Origin of the sequence: Microvirga sp. CF3062, assembly GCF_036314045.1 — a bacterium.
Taxonomy (GTDB): Bacteria; Pseudomonadota; Alphaproteobacteria; order Rhizobiales; family Beijerinckiaceae; genus Microvirga.
Map to the genome: position 1 here is coordinate 91,624 of NZ_JAYGGN010000010.1, position 18,829 is coordinate 110,452.

Consider the following 18,829-nt stretch of genomic DNA (forward strand, 5'->3'; position numbering starts at 1 on the left):
TCTCTCACTTATGGTTGTATGAAGACCTAATACAACCATAAGATATGTCGCCCGCTGATCTGTGCCCTCCCCTCGTTGAGGCCTTTATCACCCGATGGACCTCTCGTGAGGGTGGTGCCGAGCGGGCCAATTACCAGATGTTCCTGTCGGAGCTCTGCGATGTCATCGGCGTGCCTCGCCCAGAGCCCTCCGGCCAGGAGCGCGAGCTGAACGACTACCTGTTCGAGCGCGCCGTCCGCCCCCGCGACAGCGATGCGACGACGGCGCCCAAGCGGATCGATCTCTACAAGAAGAACGCCTTCATCCTGGAGGCCAAGCAGTCGCGCCTGCCGGGCAAGGACAAGGCCATTCCCGGCCAGCTGACCCTGCTCGCAGACGAGCCCGCCGATCTCGGCAAACGCAACATTGCGAAGGGCTGGGACGTGATGATGAAGAATGCGCGGCAGCAGGCGGAAAGTTACGTCTTCCTGCTCGACGCGCATCACCCCGCGCCACCCTTCGTCATCGTCTGCGATGTCGGCCACTGCCTGGAGCTTTACGCGGACTTCACCGGCGCCGGGCGCGCCTATAGCCACTTCCCGGACCGCAACGGCTTTCGCATCTACCTGCAGGATCTGCGCGACGAGAAAACCCGCACGCTTTTGAAGCGCATCTGGCAGGAGCCGCATTCCCTCGATCCGTCGAAGGAGGCGGCCCGCGTCACCCGCGACATCGCCAAGCGCCTCGCGCAGGTGAGCAAGGCCCTGGAGGAGCGCGGCTTCCAGGCTAATGATGTCGCGGATTTCCTCATGCGCTGCATCTTCACCATGTTTGCAGAGGATGTTGAACTTTTACCCAAAGGCGCGTTCACACAGCTGCTGAAGGAATGCATCGATCAACCCGATGCCTTCGCGCCTCTGATCGAGGAACTCTGGGTGAAGATGGACGAGCCGCAGCACGAGCGACGCTTCTATTCTCTGTTCAAGAAACATCTGCGCCACTTCAACGGCAACCTGTTCAAGCAGGCTCGTGCCTTCCCGGTGGGCCGGGAAGAAATCGGCGAATTGTGGGAAGCCTCGAAAGCGCGATGGACAGAGGTCGACCCGGCAATTTTCGGCACGCTCCTCGAACAGGCCCTCGACAAGACGGAGCGCAAAAAGCTCGGCGCCCATTACACACCCCGCGCCTATGTGCAGCGCCTCGTGGAGGCAACCGTGATGGAGCCCCTGCGCGAGGATTGGCAGAATGCGTTGCGCAAGGCCGAGCACGCCAAGGAGACCGGCGACGAGAAGGCGGCGATTGCCATCGTGCACGCCTTCCACCGCCAGCTCTGCGCCACGCGGGTCCTGGACCCTGCATGTGGCACCGGCAATTTTCTCTACGTGTCGCTGGAGCTGATGAAGAAGCTCGAAGGCGAGGTGCTGGAGACGCTAGCGCAGCTCGGCGAGCCGGAGAGCATGGGCCTCGACCGCGAGACCGTCGACCCGCACCAGTTTCTTGGGCTCGAACTCAACCCCCGCGCCGCAGCCATCGCCGAGCTCGTGGTGTGGATCGGCTACCTGCAGCAGCACTACCGCAACCGCACCGGCCATCCCTCCGAGCCTTCGAAAACATCAATTTCGGCAAGCGCCAAGGCTACGACGCCGTGCTCACCTGGGACGGTCATCCCGTGCCGCAGGTGGCGGAGAAGGACGGCAAACGCGTCGAGACTTTTCCGAACGCACGCAGGCCCGTGTGGCCAGAGGCGGAGTTCATCGTGGGCAATCCGCCGTTCATCGGCGGAAAGGATCTGCGCGCCCGTCTCGGCGATGCCTACACGCAGGCGCTCTGGGCCGCGCACAAGCACATGAACGACTCGGCCGATTTCGTCATGTACTGGTGGGACCGCGCGGCGGAACTCCTGACAGTGAAGGGGTCGCCGCTCCGCCGCTTCGGGTTTGTGACCACCAACTCAATCACGCAGGAATTCTCGCGCCGCGTGATGAAGAAGCGCATGGAGGCGAAGGCACCCGTGTCGCTCGTCATGGCCATTCCGGATCATCCGTGGACGAAGGCGGCTGCGGACTCGGCGGCGGTGCGGATTGCGATGACGGTCGCGGCGAAGGGTGAATGCGATGGTGTGTTGCGTGAGGTGTCACGCGAGAGTGGGTTGGATACGGATGAGCCTGTTGTTGAACTTGTCGAGCACGCAGGGCGGATTAACCCGGACTTGAGTGTAGGTGTGGATGTGACCTCTGCCACCCCTCTCCTCGCAAATGAAAGCCTGTGCTCGCCGGGTGTAAAGCTGCATGGTGCGGGCTTTATCGTGACACCGGAAGAAGCGCAGCATCTCGGTCTCGGAAAGCGACCCGGATTGGAGAAGCACATCCGCCCTTACCGCAACGGGCGCGATCTGACCGCGATACCGCGGGGCGTGATGGTGGTCGACCTCTTCGGGTTAGAATCCGACGGAGTCCGCCAACTCTATCCCGAGGTTTACCAGCATGTTCTTGCGACAGTGAAGCCTGAACGGGATGGCAACAACCGCGACACGTATCGGCTGAACTGGTGGATATTCGGCGAGCCTCGTCGTGAATTGCGCCCTGCTTTGGATGGCCTGCCCCGCTACATAGCCACGGTCGAAACGGCGAAGCATCGAATCTTCCAGTTACTCGACGCATCAATCCTACCGGATAACATGCTTGTCGCTGTTGCCTCATCCGATCCGCTGCACCTCGGCATCCTCTCGTCGCGACTGCATGTGAGTTGGACATTAGGGCAAGGCGGCACACTTGAAGATCGCCCTCGCTATACAAAGTCCAACTGCTTCGACCCCTTCCCCTTCCCTGATCCGCCCGAATCCCTGAAAGCCAAAATCCGCGCCGTTGCGGAAGAACTCGATGCGTTCCGCAAGAGCCGTCAGGCCGAGCATCCGAAGCTCACGCTGACGCAGATGTACAACGTGCTGGAGAAGCTGAAGGCGATGGAGGTGACATCATCCTCCTCGTCATCCCCGGGCTTGTCCCGGGGATCCACGTCTTCCAAACCGCCGCGCCACAAAGACGTGGATGGCCGGGACAAGCCCGGCCATGACGGCGGAAAGGTGACGCTCACCCCCGACGAGGAGCGGATCAAGGACGAGGGGCTGATCCTCATCCTGAAGGAACTGCACGAGCGGCTCGACCGGCTCGTGTTCCAGGCTTATGGCTGGCCGGACACCCTCTCCGACGAGGAGATCCTGGAGCGGCTTGTCGCGCTCAACGCCGAACGGGCGAGGGAGGAGGCGTTGGGCCTCGTGCGCTGGCTCAGGCCCGATTACCAGATCCCGCGCTACGCCAAGGGCGCGGCGGCGCAGAAGACCGGGGAGCTGGACCTCGGCTCAAACGTGGTGGCCATCGACCGCGCCCTGCCCGATTTCCCGAAGGACCGGATCGAGGATTCGCTCGCCGTCGAGCACGCCCTCCTGGCCTCTGGCCGCCCCATGGATGCGGCGGCACTGGCCCGCGGCTTCAAGCGCGGCGGCAAGCGCATCGAGCCGCGCGTCGAGCAGGCACTGACCACCCTCGTCCGCTACGGCCGCATCACCATGACGGCCGACGGCCGCTACCTCGCCCGCAAGGCGGCGTGAGGAGCGCGTCATCCCGGACGGCGAAGGCGATCCGGGATCCTTGGACGGGTGTGGCTCCCTTCACCTCTCCTTGTGGGAGAGGTCGCGCCGTCAGGCGCGGGTGAGGGGTTACAGGTCTATCCGGACAGGACAGTAACCCCTCACCCCAACCCTCTCCCTCAGGGAGAGGGAGACCAGCGTTTTATCCTGCACCCGACGCCGGATCTCCGCTCCGCTTCGCCCGGGATGGCACGCCATCCTGCACCCAATCTCGCCCCAAGACGTTGTCGAAGCTGGAGCAGCCGTGTAGCTGATCCTGACAGTCACGCTTGACCCATTTCGACAGGAGCCCTCATGAGCATCGGCTTGATCGCATTGCTGGACGATATCGCAGGCCTCGCCAAGGTCGCTGCGGCCTCGCTCGACGATGTGACCGCCCAGGCCATGAAGGCCGGCGCGAAGGCCGCCGGCGTCGTGATCGACGATGCCGCCGTGACGCCGCGCTACGTGGTGGGCTTTGCCGCAGCCCGCGAGCTGCCGATCGTCGGCAGGATCGCCCTGGGATCGGTCAAGAACAAGCTGCTCTATCTCCTGCCCGCCGCGTTGATCCTGAGCCTCGTGGCACCCTGGGCCATCACGCCGCTCCTGATGATCGGCGGCGCCTATCTCTGCTACGAGGGCTCGGAGAAGGTGTTCGAAGCCCTCTTCCCGCATGGGGCCCATGAGCATGAGGCGGCCGTCGCTGCGGCGACGCAGACGGCCGAGAGCTTCGAGAACGAGAAGATCAGCGGCGCGATCAAGACCGATTTCATCCTGTCCGCCGAGATCATGGCCATTACGCTGGCCACGGTGCCGACCGCCTCGTTCTGGATGCAGGCTCTTGTGCTTGCCGTGGTCGGCATCGCCATCACGGCCTTGGTCTATGGCGCCGTGGCCCTGATCGTGAAGGCGGACGATGCCGGCGTGGCCATGGCCACCAGCAACCGGCCGGTCTCCCGCCTGCTCCGGCGCGCCCTGCCCGGTGCGCCTCCCTCAGGCGCCGACAGGGCGATGGCGCCTGTCACGAAAGCCTTCGGCCGCAGCCTCGTGAAGGGCATGCCGATCCTGCTGAAACTCCTCGGCATCGTCGGCACGGCGGCGATGATCTGGGTCGGCGGCGGCATCATCATCCATGGGCTGGCGGGGTACGGCTTGGCCGGCGTGGAGCATGTGATCCACGAGACGGCCGTGACGGTGGCCCATGCGGTGCCGGCGCTTGCAGGCACGCTGGAATGGCTGGTCACGGCAACAGCCGCAGGCCTCTTCGGGCTTATCCTGGGAGGCCTGCTGATCCCGCTGGTGCATTATGTCGCCGTGCCCGTGCTGAAAGCCCTGCGCGGCGGCAGGAAGGCCGAAAAGCACACCGCCTGAGCAAGCCTCCGCTCTTCCATTCCCCGGCCGTTCGTACCATATTCGTTCTATGGCCAAATCACCCAAGAAGCCCAAGCTTTCCACCGGGAAAGCCTCCAAGCCTGAGCTGAAGCCGCTGGCTCCCCATCTCGCCGATCTCTTGAGTCCCGCCGTCAACCGGGAGCGGGAAGCGGCGGAGGGCTTTGCCGAGCGTGCGCAGGAAACCTTCATCCACGGCGACATCACGGATGTGGACCCGGCGCTGGCGAAGAAGCTTGGCATGAAGGGGCCCGATGACGGGCCGGACGTGACCGACGAACTTGGCGATCTCTCCTCAGGCTCCGGCTACTCCGCCACGGTCGATGCGCTCTCACGGCTGCTCACCGAGGGCGATCCGCGCTTCAAGAACGGCACGCTCTGGGTGCCGCACCGCCCGCCCCGCCCCGATAAGTCGGAAGGCGGCATTCCGTTCAGGATTAAGTCGGACTTCCAGCCCGCCGGTGACCAGCCGCAGGCCATCCGCGAGCTGGTGGACGGCGTGCGCCGGTCTGAGCGCGATCAGGTGCTGCTCGGCGTTACCGGTTCGGGCAAGACCTTCACCATGGCCAAGGTGATCGAGGAGACGCAGCGCCCTGCCTTGATCCTTGCGCCGAACAAGACGCTGGCCGCCCAGCTCTACGGCGAGTTCAAGTCGTTCTTCCCCGACAACGCGGTGGAATACTTCGTCTCGTATTACGACTATTATCAACCGGAAGCGTACGTGCCGCGCTCGGACACCTTCATCGAGAAGGAATCATCCATCAACGAGCAGATCGACCGCATGCGCCACTCGGCGACGCGCGCGCTGATCGAGCGCGACGACGTGATCATCGTGGCTTCCGTGTCGTGCATCTACGGTATCGGCTCGGTCGAGACTTATACGGCCATGACCTTCTCCGTGAAGGTGGGCGAGAAGATCGAGCAGCGCCAGCTCATCGCTGATCTCGTGGCCCTGCAGTACAAGCGCATCCAGAGCGATTTCGCCCGCGGCACATTCCGCGTGCGCGGCGACGTGATCGAACTCTTTCCCGCCCACTTGGAGGATCGCGCCTGGCGCATCGGCCTGTTCGGCGACGAGATCGAGTCGATCGTCGAGTTCGATCCGCTCACCGGCAAGAAGACCAATGACCTGCAATTCGTGAAGGTCTACGCGAACTCGCACTACGTGACGCCGCGCCCCACGTTGCAGCAGGCTGTCAAAGGCATCGAGACCGAGCTGCAGCAGCGCCTGCAGGAACTCGCCCGCATGGGCCGCCTGTTGGAGGCGCAGCGGCTCGAGCAGCGCACGCAGTTCGACCTCGAGATGATCGAGGCCACCGGCGTGTGCAACGGCATCGAGAACTATTCTCGCTATCTCACTGGCCGCAAGCCGGGCGAGCCGCCCCCGACGCTGTTCGAATACCTGCCCGACAACGCGCTTGTCTTCACCGACGAGAGCCACGTGACGGTGCCGCAGATCGGCGGAATGTATCGCGGCGACTTCCGGCGCAAGGCAACGCTGGCCGAATACGGCTTCCGCCTGCCCTCATGCCTCGACAACCGCCCGCTGCGTTTCGAGGAATGGGACGCCATGCGGCCGCAATCGGTCCATGTGTCGGCGACGCCGCAGAAGTGGGAGATGCAGCAGACCGGCGGCGTCTTCGTCGAGCAGGTCATCCGCCCCACGGGTCTCGTCGATCCGGTCATCGAGATCCGCCCGGCGCGCAGCCAGGTGGACGACCTCGTGCACGAGGTGAAGGAGCTGGCGGCCCAAGGCTTCCGCACGCTCGTGACCACGCTCACCAAGCGCATGGCCGAAGACCTCACGGAATACATGCACGAGAACGGCATCCGCGTGCGCTACATGCACTCGGACATCGACACGCTGGAGCGCATCGAGATCATCCGCGACCTGCGCTTGGGCGCCTTCGACGTGCTCATCGGCATCAACCTGCTGCGCGAGGGTCTCGACATTCCGGAATGTGCGCTGGTCGCCATTCTCGATGCGGACAAGGAGGGCTTCCTGCGCTCCGAGACCTCGCTGGTGCAGACCATCGGCCGCGCGGCGCGTAACGTGGAAGGCAAGGCGATCCTCTACGCCGACAAGATCACCGGCTCCATGGAGCGCGCGATCGCGGAGACCAACCGCCGCCGCGAGAAGCAGCTCGCCTACAACGCCGAGCACGGCATCACGCCGCAATCGGTGAAGAGGAATATCGCCGACATCCTCGAGAGCGTCTACGAGCGCGACCACGTGTCGGTCGATACGGGCCTCGCCGGCAAGACGGTGGGCCACAACCTCAAGGCCGTCATCGCCGACATGGAAAAGCGCATGCGCGAAGCCGCGGCGAACCTGGAATTCGAGGAGGCGGCCCGCCTGCGCGACGAGCTCAAGCGCCTGCAGGCCACCGAGCTTGCCATCAGCGACGACCCGATGGCGCGGCAAAGCGCCGTGGAGCGGGAAGCGGGCAAGTATGGCGGCGCGCGCAAATACGGCCGCAGCGCCAACCTGCCGCCGAAGGGCCTGCCGCCTTCAACTGAGGGCGCCACGGCGGGCGACGAGGATTCTGACAGCTATGGCCCGACCGGCAAGGGCCGCTCGGATGAGGGCACCCGCATCCGCAAGCCCGGCCTCGACGAGATGGGCCCCGGCACGGACCGCGAGGTCCCGCTGAATTTCCGCGAGCGTCCGGCCGGGCGCTCGACGCAGGGGCTCGCGGGGCAGAAGCCGAAATACAAGGGCAGACGCAAAGGGCGGTAAGGCACTCCCCTCACGGGTTGGGTTCGAGAAAAAGCAAGGCGTAGATGATTGGCGTCGAGAGGCCCGTGACCATGGCGCCGAGATACCACATCGTACGCCCCCACAATCCCGCCCGCTTCGCGTAGAAATAGAAGTTGCTGAAGAGCTTCCATTGCCAACGCGGCGTCAATGCCAAGATGATTAAGGACGGCCGCCGGCCGAGTCCCTCCCTTTCGAATACATCGTAGGCGATAGCCGCCTGAGTGCGGATCATGCCGATGATGCCAACGAACGTCAGCGCCATGAACCCGAAGAGCAGGGCGTTGGCTAGCGGCGAGTCGGGGAAGGTAAATTCCATCTTGCCGAAGTGATATTCCACCTGCATGGCGCGCCCCTTACTCTCTTATATTATACCGTTTCGATAAGGGCAGCTTCAAGTGCGCCAGCGCACGAGCTTGCACGATGTTGCTCAAGCTCCTCTCCTCAAAGGAGAGAGGATTAGGGTGAAGGATTATGGGGCCACCCGCATCAAGCGCTGCCCCTCACCGCCATGGCACCTCATAGGCCTCGACGGACTGCGCGAAACCCTTGAGAGCCTTCGGCCCGAGGCTCACGAGACCGGAGCCTTCGGGCACGAGGCCGCTGAGAGTGTCCGACACCACGATGGTGTCGGGCTCCGCGCTCTGGCACAGGCGCGCGGCCATCTGCACGGTCGCGCCGAACAGGTCGTTGTGGTCGGACACCGGCTCGCCCGCATCGAGGCCGATGCGCACCTGCAGCTTCTCGCGGCTGGCGAGGTTGAAGGCCTCGAAAGCCTGCTGGATCGCCCGCGCGCAATCCACCGCGGCTGCCGCATCGTCGAAGGCGGCCATGATCCCGTCGCCCGTATGCTTGACCTCGCGCCCGCCCTTGTTGTGCAGCGCCCGGCGGACCACCGCGTCGTGCGCCCGCACCATCTCGACGGCGCGCACATCGCCGAGGCGCGCGGTCATGGCGGTGGAATCGACGATGTCGGTGAACATGATGGTGCGCAGGGCCGGATCGACGCGGCCGTCGCAGCAATGCCCCGCCGGCACCGGGTCGGACACGCGGCCGAGAAAGGCCTCGACGGCCGAGAGATCGACCTCGATCACGTCGCGGGCCACCGCCCCATGGGCCTCGTCATGCACCCGCATGGCCGTGTCGATGTCGGGCGCGTCGATGAGGCAGAAGGCCGTGCCGCGCGTGTCGTCGAACCAATAGGTCAGGAACCGCACGCCGTAGCGCCCCTGCACCTCCAGGTCCTTGCGATGGGCCTCCGCGATGTCGGCGGCGGTCAGGCCCTTCAGGTCGTGCCGGTCGAGATAGATGGGCATCGTCGTCACCTCCGAGCCCCCCTGGAGCAATCTACACGGTTCGGCCGGATGCCGGAAATCCTCTCCGCCCGCCCTTCTTCACCTCTCCTTTTGGGAGAGGTCGACGCACATCAGTGCGGCGGGTGAGGGGTTAGTGTCCTCTCCGGACAGACCTGTAACCCCTCACCCCAACCCTCTCCCTCAGGGAGAGGGAGACCTGAGCCCCTCCCTGCACCCGATCTGCTGTCCTGTTATTCAACCAACCGGTTGACAGTCGATTCCGATGCGCTCATATTCAACCGCATGGTTGAACAACAAACACCCCAACTCGACACTGTCTTCCACGCCCTGGGCGATGCCACCCGCCGGCATATGCTGCGCGACCTCTCGGGCGGCGAGCGCACGGTGAGCCAGCTCGCGGAGCCCTTCGCGATCTCGCTGGCCGCCGCCTCGAAGCACATCAAGGTGCTGGAGAGTGCCGGGATGATCCGGCGCGAGGTGCGCGGCCGGACCCATGTGTGCCGCCTCGACCCCGGCCCGCTGGCGAGCGCCCATGAATGGCTCACTGCTTACGAACGCTTCTGGACCGATCGTCTGGATGCCCTCGACCGGCTCCTTCGCGAGGAGGATGCCCGTAATGCCCCTAAACCCCAAGGAGACGACCATGAATGACCCCTCGCCCACCAGGCTTGCCCCCGACGCCTTTGGCGTGCTGACCGCGCCCGATACGCTGACCATCCAGCGCCTTCTCCCCGGCCCCGTCGAGCGGGTGTGGGATTATCTCACGCAGAGCGAGCTGCGCCGCCAATGGCTGGCGGCCGGCGAGATGGCGCTGGCAGTGGGCGCGCCCTTCGAGTTCGTCTGGCGCAACGACGAGCTCACCAACCCGCCTGGGCCCCGCCCGGCCGGCTCGGCGCAAGAGCACCGGCTGCAATGCGCGATCACCGAGCTCGACCCGCCGAAAAAGCTCGCCATCACCTGGGGCTCGACCGGCGGCGTCACCTTCACCCTGGAGCCCATCGGCACCAAGACCCTGCTCACGCTGGTCCACCACCGCGTGCCCGAGCGCTCGACCCTGCTCAGCGTCAGCTCCGGCTGGCACACCCACCTCGACATCCTGGCCGCCCGCATGGCAGGCCAAGAACCGGCGGAGCCCTTCTGGGACCAGATCAACCGCCTGAGGCCCGAATACGAGCGGCGCATTCCGGGCTGACACCATACCGCGTCATGGCCGGACGTGTTCCGGCCATCCATGCCTTTGCTCTCCGCCCATGCAACCTCATCTTGAGAGTCTGGCTTAGGGGTGGAGCCCCGGCATTTCCCTCCCCCTTGCGGGGAGGGATGAAGGGTGGGGGTGGTTTGACCGGGTGAGGGATCAAATCAGCTAAGCGCTGTAGCAACCTTCATGCGCCCTGAATGATGCACCCGATCTGACTTTACGACCCCCACCCCTGCCCCTCCCCGCAAGGGGGAGGGGAAAGTCACATCTCCACCCTCACGCCCCCACAACCCGCGACAGGGTGAAGGCCGCGAGAAAACCCGCGACGGTGATGAGGCCGGCATATTCGTGGGCGGTCTCGAAGGCTTCCGGCACCATGGTGTCGGCCAGCATGGCGAGGATCGCGCCGGCCGCCACCGCGGTCACGAACGCTAGTGTTGCGGGGCCGGCTTCCGCAAAGGCCCCATAGCCGATGAGCGCCGCTATCCCTGAGACCAACGCGATGCCGCCCCAGATGCCGAAGATATACGCCTTGGAGCGCCCGGCCCGGCGCATGCCGGCGGCGCTGGAGAGCCCCTCCGGCAGGTTGGAGAGAAACACCGCCGCGACAGCAACCAGGCTCACGCCCGTGCCCTCCAGCAGACTCACGCCGATCACGATGGCCTCCGGAATGCCGTCGAGAAGCGCGCCCAGGGCAATGGCCGTGCCGCTCCCCGCCTCGTCACGATGGGCTTGGCGCGCATCCTCCGCGTAGCCGGAGCGCTTGCGATGCTTGGCGCCCCGGCGCGACACGAGGACGTTCGCCGCCGTGTAGACCACGGCGCCGGCGAGAAAGCCTAAGGACGTGGAGGCGATGCCGCCCTGGCGATAGGCCTCGTCCATGAGGTCGAAGGAGAGCGCCGAGATCAGCACCCCGGCCCCGAACGCCATCACGCCCGCAATCACCCGCTGCGGCAGCTTGAGAAACGTCCCGATGAGCGCCCCCAGCACGAGGGCCGACCCGCTGAGCAGGCCCCACAAGCCGGCCTGGATGACGAGAGGCATGAAGAGGTCTCTGTGTGGTGGGGAGAACGTGGTGGGAGGTGGTGGGGTTCTATGCCAAGCGCGGCCAAGTCATATACGTGCTCATATATGTGGACAGGTACTTACTTGAAGTTGCAGACATGCCATCGCTCTGAGTAGTTTCAGGAACATGTGGCAGTATAACCTTCACCTAGAGCTTCTATGACGATCGCGATCTCGACTATCACTCGCCAGCAGTTACAAAGAATCTACGAGAAGGGCGAAGGGCACTTTTCTGATTTTAAAGCAAAAGAGATTAAACCTGCTAAATTAACTAAGTCACTTTCTGCATTCGCAAACGCAGATGGCGGGGAACTTTATATCGGAATTGAGGAACCCACTAAAGGAAACTACACGTGGAGAGGCTTTGAGCGTGTAGAAGATGCTAACGGGCATCTCCAAGCTATCGATAACCTTTTTCCTCTTGGCACCAATTTTCGATATACATTTCTAAGCGCCGACAACGAAACAGGTTTAGTTTTGCTGTGTGAAATCGATAAGACAGCAGACGTAAGATATGCCTCTGACGGCACAGCCTATCTTAGACGGGGTGCACAGAATCTACCTCAAGCTGAACCGGCGCAACTTGAGCGACTGAGATTTAGTAAAGGCATAGTCAGTTATGAAGATCACCTTGTAAACAACATCACAGATTTAATCACGAATTCGACACCGATTATTGAGTTTTCATTAGATATTGTTCCCTCTGCTGAACCAGAGATGTGGCTTCGAAAGCAACGATTGATTGTTGATAATCGCCCTACTGTGGGAGGAGTTCTTCTATTCTCAGAAGAACCTCAAACGGACCTTCCGAAGGCTGCGATCAAGATTTACCGATACAAGACTCGCGATCTAGCGGGAACCCGGGATACATTAGCCGAAGATCCTATAACAGTAGAAGGACATCTTTATTCTCAAATCTATGCCGCAGTACAAAAAACAAAACAGATTACAGAGAATATCCCTGTGCTGGGCGAGAGTGGATTAGAAGAATTTCAGTATCCGACTGAAGCAATTCACGAAGTTGTCACTAATGCTGTAATCCATCGCGATTACAGCATCAATGATGACATACATATACGAATTTTTGATAACAGAATAGAAGTACAAAGCCCAGGTGGACTGCCAGGACATGTTACTGTCTTGAATATATTGGACGAGCGATTTGCGAGAAATCCCAAAATTGTGAGGCTTCTCAACAAGTTTCGAAACCCGCCCAACAAGGACGTCGGTGAGGGCCTAAATACAACCTTCGAAGCTATGAGAAAGCTGAAATTTAGAGACCCTGTGATTACTCAAAGGGAAAACTCGGTTTTAGTTTCTCTAAGACATGAAAAACTGGGAACCCCGGAGCAAATTATCGTTGGGTTTCTTCGGGAAAATGACGAAATAAACAACTCAATTGCACGAAACATTTGTTTCATAGGCTCTGAAAATACTATGAAACGAATTTTCCAGAAGATGATGGATGCTGGATTGATCGAACGTATACCTGGAAGGCCGTTGAATAAGACCGGATATGTTCGCGGAAAGAATTTCCCTCCTGATATTCAGTAAGGCACTAACTCTTAGCTCTGCCAAGCTGAAACATCCCGCTCCTGCACCGTTAGCGCTCGCCTCAAAAACAGGAGCGCTTTCATTGTCCAGCCAAGCGACTCTTCCTCCCACCTTATGACTGTCCGGGACGCGATCCAGGGATAAATCCCAGACATCGCCGTTCCAGGAACCGCAACCCTCCTTCGAGACGCAGCCTTGCGGCTGCTCCTCAGGATGAGGGTTGGGCGTTTCGGGATGCAGAGGGTGTCATCCCCGGCGGCCGAAGGGCGAGCTGGGATCGGTGCAGGATAGGGCGAAGGCTTCCCCTCCCCCCTTTGCGGGGGAGGGTGGCGAACGGATGTGAGCCGGGAGAGGGGACGTTGATGACAAGCACGGCCCCTCTCCCACCCTGCTTCGCAGGGCACCCTCTCCCGCAAAGGGGAGAGGGATAGAAGCATGAATGTTCTTATTTTGTTCTTGACTTCTGTCCTAAGCTGAGCTATAGCTAGAGACATCCTCGTCCGATGAGGGGCGCGCTCGCGAGGCGTCGCAAGAGTGGGACGGGGGGCGGTCCTGCCGCAGGCCTCGCAAGCCTGTGATCGCAGGTGGCCGATCTGGCATGCCTCCAGGTCCGCTGAAACAAACCGCGCGTGATGAGCAGTCTGGCTCTCACTTTTCACCAACACACATCGAGCCGGGCTGCCCAACGCGCCACCCTCGATTGCCGTCAAACCCGGGGCCCTCACCGGCCCCGGGGCCGATGGCCCGTGCCTTCTTCATCCTAGCCTTCTTCACCTGAGTCTTCTTCACCAAGACCTTTTTCATTCATTCCCTACCCTGCCTATTGCCCGAGAGCTTCATCATGATCGACGACGACCTTCCCCTGTTCGACATGCCCGATTTCGACGACACCCTGGCCCGCCTGTCCAACCTGCTCAGGATGCATCGGCTCTGCCGCAGGCGCACGTGTCGGCGGAACGAAGGCTGCCAGGGCGGCTTCGGCCCGCCCTGCTACCTGCAGTACCGCCACCTCTTCGCCGATGCGGTCCGCACCGAGTTGGATGATTACCGGGCCTTCTGGTACGAGCAGCGCCGGAAAGCGAAGGCGAGGCCGTCATGGGCGAAGTCGTGATTGGGGATGCGGCTTGAGACGAGCGGCGGCCGGATCGCCCGGCCCCGTCACGCCCAAGCTGAGCGCAATCACGGGATCGAACAGCGGCAACAACGGATGACCCTCGGCTCCACGGGAACCAAAGGTGCTATGCTTTCCCTCTCGCCAGAGATGGCCAGGGAGGGAGGAGCCAATGACGTTCTACCTGACTCGGTTCAGCTACACGCCGGCAACATGGGCGAAGCTCATCAGGCATCCCGAGGACCGCCGAACGGCAGCCAAGGCCTACATCGAGGCGGCCGGGGGGACATTGCACGGTTTCTGGTACGCCTTCGGCGATCACGACGGATACACCTTGTGGGAGGCCCCGGACAACGTCTCGATGGCCGCCACGGCACTCGCAATCGGCGCCGGCGGCGCGCTCAGTTCCTTCGAGACCACCGTCCTGCTGACGGTCGAGGAGACTATGGCGGCCCTGCAAAAAGCCTCTTCGATTGCCTATCGGCCGCCGGGCGAGAAGGCCTGAATCCAGCCGATGCGTCCCAACGAGAAAGGGCGGCCCGAAGCCGCCCTTTCCGTAAGAGTGAGCCGTGCGTCTCAGAACAGGAAGTCGTCTGCCGCGAGCGTGCCCTTGAAGCCCTGGAGCACAATGGTGCCGGTGCCGGTGTCCACGACCGTGGCGCCGCCCTTGATGGCGATTTTGAGCTGCTCGAAAGCGGTCACGTCCGTGTTGCGCAGGTCGATGAGGTCATCGGTCTGGCTGAAGTCGCGGATGCGGTCGCGGCCGAAACTCACGTCGAACGTGAAGGTGTCCTGGCCCTTGCCGCCGCGCAGGAAATCCGTGCCCTGGCCGCCGTTGACGACATCGTTGCCGTCGCCGCCGAAGATCATGTCGAAGCCGTCGCCGCCAAGCACCGTGTCGTTGCCCGTGCCGCCCTGGAGATCGTCGGCGCCGGTGCCGCCATTGATGCTGTCGTCGCCAGCGCCGGCGAAGACGATGTCGTGGGCCGCGCCCGCATCGATGGTGTCGTTGCCCCCATTGGCCCAGATCCGGTCGCGGCCGTTGCCGCCGGTCAGCAGGTCGTCGCCCGCGCCGCCCCAGATCCGGTCGTTGCCGGCACCGCCGTAGATGCGGTCGTTGCCGTTATAACCCTTGATGAGATCCGTCCCCTTGCCGCCACGCAGCAGGTCGGCCCCGCGGCCCCCGAAAAACTTAGCCATTTCCAACCTTCATTCTTTGATTTCAAACAGGCTGTTCAACAATGCAGCGGAGCGATGCCCGCCCCGTGTCTGATATCACGTTCCGGCAGGCCGGCCAGGAATTTCAGCCCAATTTCAGCCCACTGGGCCGTTTGGTCGCTGATCCAAAAAGGAATGGCCGGGACTCTGCCCCGGCCATCAACTCAACTCAGGCTAACAGGGCTTCAGAGCCGCCCCATCAGCAGCAGGATGATGAGGATGACGAGGACGACGCCAAGCAAGCCGCTCGGGCCGTAGCCCCAGCCGCGGCTGTGGGGCCAGGCCGGCACGACGCCGATCAGCAGCAGGATGACGATGATGAGCAGGATGGTGCTGATACCCATAGGGAATTCTCCTTGATGGCGCGCCTTGGGAACGGCCGCGCTTCATGGGTGGGAAACTTGGCCATTAGGGAAAGGTTCCCGAGTCCGTCACCGGTGCTTTTGCCTGTGGATGAGCACCGAAGGGGTAGGTTCCAGGGCGGAACGATCACAAATGCCTGACGTTACCTCCTCGGCGATTGGGTGCCGCTTGCAGCGCGTTCCCTGCGGGAGGTCGCTAGTCCCGAAAGTCCAGGACAACCCATGCAGAAGAAGAATCCGAACACCATGCGCAATGAAGACACAGAGACTGTTCCTGGCCTCCACGGATCGTCCTCTCCGGCCCTGAGCCCCTCGGTACAGGCCCAGATCGGCCAGCGGCTGCGTCAGTTCTACGAGACGCTGGCGCTGGGCGAGCAGCCGGTTCCGGACCGGTTCATCGAGATCATCAATCGGCTGGACGAGCGTAAGCCGGAGAAGCATCAGTCATGAGTATCAGTACCGATTTGCGTGATACCATGCTCAAGGCGACGCCCAATCTCCGGGCCTTCGCCATTTCGCTGACGAACAACGTGGACCGCGCCGACGACCTGGTGCAGGAAACCCTGATGCGGGCGATCGCCAATATCGACCGCTTCCAGCCTGGCACCAACATGCAGGCCTGGCTCTTCACCATCCTGCGCAACCTGTTCCATTCCGAATACCGCAAGCGCCGCCGCGAGGTGGAGGATGCGGACGGCAAGTACGCGGCCACCCTTTCGGTGCAGCCCGACCAGATGCCCCATCTGGATTTCGAGGATCTGCAGAAGGCGCTGGCGCGCCTGCCCCACGACCAGCGCGAGGCGCTGCTGCTGGTGGGCGCCTCCGGGTTCTCCTATGAGCAGGCGGCGGAGATCTGCGGCTGCGCGGTCGGCACCATCAAGAGCCGCGTCAACCGGGCCCGCAACCGCCTCGCCGAGCTGATGCACCTCACCGATATGGAGGAGGATCTCGGCCCGGACCGCGTCACCCTCTCGGTGATGCACGCGGTCGCCTGACAACAGGTCTCACGGAGCCGTCAAAAGCCTTCGAACGATTGGCGCTGCCTCGCAGGGCGCGCCAATCGACAGCGCATCGTGGGGAAAAGTGGACCCCGGTTTTCCGGACCCAACGATGCGCCGAGAAGATGAGAAGCATCGAGTTTATCCCAAAAGTGGCCTCCACTTTTGGGTTCGATGCTCAGCGACGACGGAACTGCTGGTTGCCGCGCTGCGGCGGGCGCGGACCGGAAGAGGCACCCGAGTCCTTGTGACGGAAGATGAGCCGGCCCTTCTCGAGGTCGTAGGGCGACATCTCGACGGTCACGCGGTCGCCGGCCAGGGTCTTGATGCGGTTCTTCTTCATCTTGCCGGCCGTGTACGCGATGACCTCGTGCCCGTTGTCGAGCTGCACGCGGTAGCGCGCGTCGGGCAGAATCTCGGTCACAAGTCCTTCAAAGGTGATCAGTTCTTCCTTTGCCATGCAAAGCCTTTCCTCATAACAAAAAAGCCGCCCCTGCACCGGAACGGCTCATATGCAAGAGGACGTACCGAGGTACGTCCTCCGGCCTGAAACCTTATGCGTTCTGCAGGTTCACTGCAGAAGCGCGGCCGGTGCGCTGGTCCGTCTGAAGCTCATAGGAGATCTTCTGACCTTCCTGCAAGCTGCGCATGCCGGCCCGCTCGAGCGCCGTGGCGTGAACGAACACGTCCTTGCCGCCGTTGTCGGGCTGGATGAAACCATAACCCTTGGTTTCATTGTACCACTTCACGGTTCCCTGTTCCATGGGGAATTCCCTTTTCACTGTCGTTTGCACGTGGATGCGAGCCTAGGGCCAGACATCCGTTAGTCGATAGATGGTAGAGAAGGAACGTGCGCCCGGCAGTGCCAAAGCGGGAAGCCCAGTCGTCCGGCCAAATGTCGATGCGAACTACGTAGGGTACGGATGGGGCAAATGCAAGGCAACGCTCCTGGGGCGGTTAACCCTTTGGGCTGCCCCGGATTCCGGAAATCACCCCCTGAAGAGCCTCCTCGCCTTGCGGTGTGAAGCGGATCTCGCTGCCGTCGGCCTCGATCAGGCCACGGCCCTTCAGCTCCTCCACGGCAGCATCGCCCGCCTTGTGGCCGGCTCCGTCCTTCTGCACCACACTGCGCACCATCTGGCCGCTCGAGAGCTGGTGATAGGCCGCGAAGGCGAACACCGCCAGCGCCTCGTCGCTCAACCCGGACAGATCCGCCATTGTCATCCTCGATTGCCGTTGAAGATACCCACCCTCTCAATGCGAGGCACTGAAGACCGTTCAAGCGGAGCGGCAAAAACAGGCGGCGCAAGGCTCCTCCGGGCGCCAGGAACAGACGGTCGTGCCTCACGTTGGTTGCGCGAGAGCGGGCCCTACGGGAGCCCGGACCACAGCAAGGAGGAGCGCTATCATGGCCAATGATCGCAACCGCTATGGCAATCAGGATTCCGGCTGGGGCGACCGTGAGGATGACGGCTACATCGCCCGCCGCGGCTTCGGCAACCGCAGCGCCGGCTACGACCGCAGGTCCGACGAGGGCCATGGCCGCGGCCAGGAGCGCGATTTCGGGGACTCGGCTGGCTACGGCACCGGCGGATCGGCCCTCGACTGGCATGACGTGGTCGGCGAGGAGCGCGGCCAGGGACGCCCCGTCTTCGATACCGACCGCCGGCACGATCCTGACCGGCTTGGGCAGGATCGCTACGGGCGCGACCGCTCCGGACAGGAGAGCTTCGGCCGCGGCTCGCGCGATTACCACGAGGAGCGCGGCCTCTTTGAACGGGCCGGAGACGAGGTGCGGTCCTGGTTCGGGGATGATGATGCGGAGCGCCGCCGCGACCGTGACATGCGCGAATCCGGCCAGCATCGCGGCCGCGGGCCGAAGGGCTATCAGCGCTCCGATGCCCGCATCCTCGAGGATGTGAACGACCGCCTCACGGAGGATCCGCACGTCGATGCCTCCGAGATCGACGTGAGGGTTGAGAATCGCGAAGTCACCCTCACCGGCACGGTCAACAGCCGCTTCGAGAAGCGCCACGCGGAGGACATCGCCGAATCCGTTTCAGGCGTCACCCATGTGCAGAACAACCTGCGCATCCAACAGGCAGCCGATGCAGGCATCGCCGGCACCATGATGCCCGGTGCAGGGGCGGCAGGAGCCGGCAGCACCGGAACTCCGGCAACCGGCGCCGTGGCCTCCGACCGTCGCAGGACCGGCAGGACTTCGGGCAGCGGCATCTGACGCCTTCTCCCGATACG

20 protein-coding genes are annotated in these 18,829 nt (G+C 62.8%); 12 read left to right on the top strand and 8 right to left on the bottom strand.

Going from position 1 to position 18,829, the window contains the following annotated elements; genetic code table 11:
• Positions 1-44: 44 nt before the first annotated feature.
• From VB618_RS17235 to uvrB, 4 genes are all read left to right on the top strand, one after another.
• Positions 45-1,829, top strand: coding sequence for a type IIL restriction-modification enzyme MmeI (locus VB618_RS17235; RefSeq protein ID WP_329797963.1), 1,785 nt, complete (start codon positions 45-47; stop codon positions 1,827-1,829).
• Positions 1,736-3,586: a DNA methyltransferase gene (locus VB618_RS17240; RefSeq protein WP_329798079.1), complete on the top strand. Its 1,851-nt coding sequence runs from the start codon at positions 1,736-1,738 to the stop codon at positions 3,584-3,586. Before VB618_RS17235 ends, VB618_RS17240 begins: the two co-directional genes overlap by 94 nt.
• A 333-nt stretch (positions 3,587-3,919) precedes the next feature.
• Positions 3,920-4,975: a DUF808 domain-containing protein gene (locus tag VB618_RS17245; RefSeq protein WP_329797964.1), complete on the top strand. Its 1,056-nt coding sequence runs from the start codon at positions 3,920-3,922 to the stop codon at positions 4,973-4,975.
• A 49-nt stretch (positions 4,976-5,024) separates the two neighbouring features.
• On the top strand, positions 5,025-7,733 hold the full coding sequence (uvrB, locus tag VB618_RS17250; protein WP_329797965.1) for an excinuclease ABC subunit UvrB: 2,709 nt from the start codon (positions 5,025-5,027) through the stop codon (positions 7,731-7,733).
• Positions 7,734-7,743: 10 nt separating this feature from the next.
• Here uvrB and VB618_RS17255 read toward each other — a convergent pair whose 3' ends face one another.
• Together VB618_RS17255 and VB618_RS17260 are read right to left on the bottom strand one after the other, a co-directional pair.
• The gene (locus tag VB618_RS17255) at positions 7,744-8,097 is read right to left on the bottom strand and encodes a hypothetical protein (RefSeq protein WP_329797966.1); all 354 of its coding nucleotides are present in this window, start codon (positions 8,095-8,097) and stop codon (positions 7,744-7,746) included.
• Between the two features lie 157 nt (positions 8,098-8,254).
• Entirely contained in the window at positions 8,255-9,067 is an 813-nt protein-coding gene (locus tag VB618_RS17260; RefSeq protein WP_329798080.1) for a nickel-binding protein, read from the bottom strand.
• A 282-nt stretch (positions 9,068-9,349) separates the two neighbouring features.
• Between VB618_RS17260 and VB618_RS17265 the strand changes: the two genes are divergently transcribed.
• Both VB618_RS17265 and VB618_RS17270 read left to right on the top strand, forming a co-directional pair.
• The gene (locus VB618_RS17265; RefSeq protein ID WP_329797967.1) at positions 9,350-9,718 is read left to right on the top strand and encodes an ArsR/SmtB family transcription factor; all 369 of its coding nucleotides are present in this window, start codon (positions 9,350-9,352) and stop codon (positions 9,716-9,718) included.
• Entirely contained in the window at positions 9,711-10,259 is a 549-nt protein-coding gene (locus VB618_RS17270) for an SRPBCC family protein (protein WP_329797968.1), read from the top strand. The genes VB618_RS17265 and VB618_RS17270 overlap by 8 nt, the downstream gene beginning before the upstream one ends.
• A 282-nt stretch (positions 10,260-10,541) precedes the next feature.
• Here VB618_RS17270 and VB618_RS17275 read toward each other — a convergent pair whose 3' ends face one another.
• Positions 10,542-11,309, bottom strand: a complete 768-nt coding sequence (locus VB618_RS17275) for a ZIP family metal transporter (protein WP_329797969.1) — start codon at positions 11,307-11,309, stop codon at positions 10,542-10,544.
• 180 nt (positions 11,310-11,489) lie between these two features.
• Here VB618_RS17275 and VB618_RS17280 point away from each other — a divergent pair, with 180 nt between their 5' ends.
• The 3 genes from VB618_RS17280 (at position 11,490) to VB618_RS17290 (ending at position 14,500) form a co-directional block, all read left to right on the top strand.
• Positions 11,490-12,884 (top strand): ATP-binding protein, encoded by a 1,395-nt coding sequence (locus VB618_RS17280; protein ID WP_329797970.1) that lies wholly within the window; start codon positions 11,490-11,492, stop codon positions 12,882-12,884.
• A gap of 841 nt (positions 12,885-13,725) precedes the next feature.
• Positions 13,726-13,995, top strand: coding sequence for a hypothetical protein (locus VB618_RS17285; RefSeq protein WP_329797971.1), 270 nt, complete (start codon positions 13,726-13,728; stop codon positions 13,993-13,995).
• A 172-nt stretch (positions 13,996-14,167) separates the two neighbouring features.
• Complete coding sequence (locus VB618_RS17290) at positions 14,168-14,500, top strand: GYD domain-containing protein (protein ID WP_329797972.1); 333 nt, start codon at positions 14,168-14,170, stop codon at positions 14,498-14,500.
• A gap of 71 nt (positions 14,501-14,571) precedes the next feature.
• On the opposite strand, the gene VB618_RS17295 is transcribed toward VB618_RS17290, so the two are convergent.
• On the bottom strand, positions 14,572-15,195 hold the full coding sequence (locus tag VB618_RS17295; protein WP_329797973.1) for a calcium-binding protein: 624 nt from the start codon (positions 15,193-15,195) through the stop codon (positions 14,572-14,574).
• Between the two features lie 203 nt (positions 15,196-15,398).
• Positions 15,399-15,557: a DUF3309 family protein gene (locus tag VB618_RS17300; RefSeq protein WP_329797974.1), complete on the bottom strand. Its 159-nt coding sequence runs from the start codon at positions 15,555-15,557 to the stop codon at positions 15,399-15,401.
• A 240-nt stretch (positions 15,558-15,797) separates the two neighbouring features.
• Between VB618_RS17300 and VB618_RS17305 the strand changes: the two genes are divergently transcribed.
• Both VB618_RS17305 and VB618_RS17310 read left to right on the top strand, forming a co-directional pair.
• Positions 15,798-16,025 carry a NepR family anti-sigma factor gene (locus tag VB618_RS17305; protein WP_329797976.1) on the top strand — a complete coding sequence of 76 codons (228 nt, stop codon included), beginning with the start codon at positions 15,798-15,800 and terminating at the stop codon, positions 16,023-16,025.
• Positions 16,022-16,570: a sigma-70 family RNA polymerase sigma factor gene (locus tag VB618_RS17310; protein ID WP_329797977.1), complete on the top strand. Its 549-nt coding sequence runs from the start codon at positions 16,022-16,024 to the stop codon at positions 16,568-16,570. Before VB618_RS17305 ends, VB618_RS17310 begins: the two co-directional genes overlap by 4 nt.
• A 181-nt stretch (positions 16,571-16,751) precedes the next feature.
• Here the strand turns inward: VB618_RS17310 and infA are convergent, their stop codons facing one another.
• The 3 genes from infA to VB618_RS17325 form a co-directional block, all read right to left on the bottom strand.
• Entirely contained in the window at positions 16,752-17,033 is a 282-nt protein-coding gene (gene infA, locus VB618_RS17315; protein WP_009494617.1) for a translation initiation factor IF-1, read from the bottom strand.
• Positions 17,034-17,127: 94 nt separating this feature from the next.
• Entirely contained in the window at positions 17,128-17,337 is a 210-nt protein-coding gene (locus VB618_RS17320; RefSeq protein ID WP_329797978.1) for a cold-shock protein, read from the bottom strand.
• A gap of 193 nt (positions 17,338-17,530) precedes the next feature.
• Entirely contained in the window at positions 17,531-17,791 is a 261-nt protein-coding gene (locus VB618_RS17325) for a hypothetical protein (RefSeq protein ID WP_329797979.1), read from the bottom strand.
• 190 nt (positions 17,792-17,981) lie between these two features.
• Here VB618_RS17325 and VB618_RS17330 point away from each other — a divergent pair, with 190 nt between their 5' ends.
• Entirely contained in the window at positions 17,982-18,812 is an 831-nt protein-coding gene (locus VB618_RS17330; RefSeq protein WP_329797980.1) for a BON domain-containing protein, read from the top strand.
• Positions 18,813-18,829: the final 17 nt, after the last annotated feature.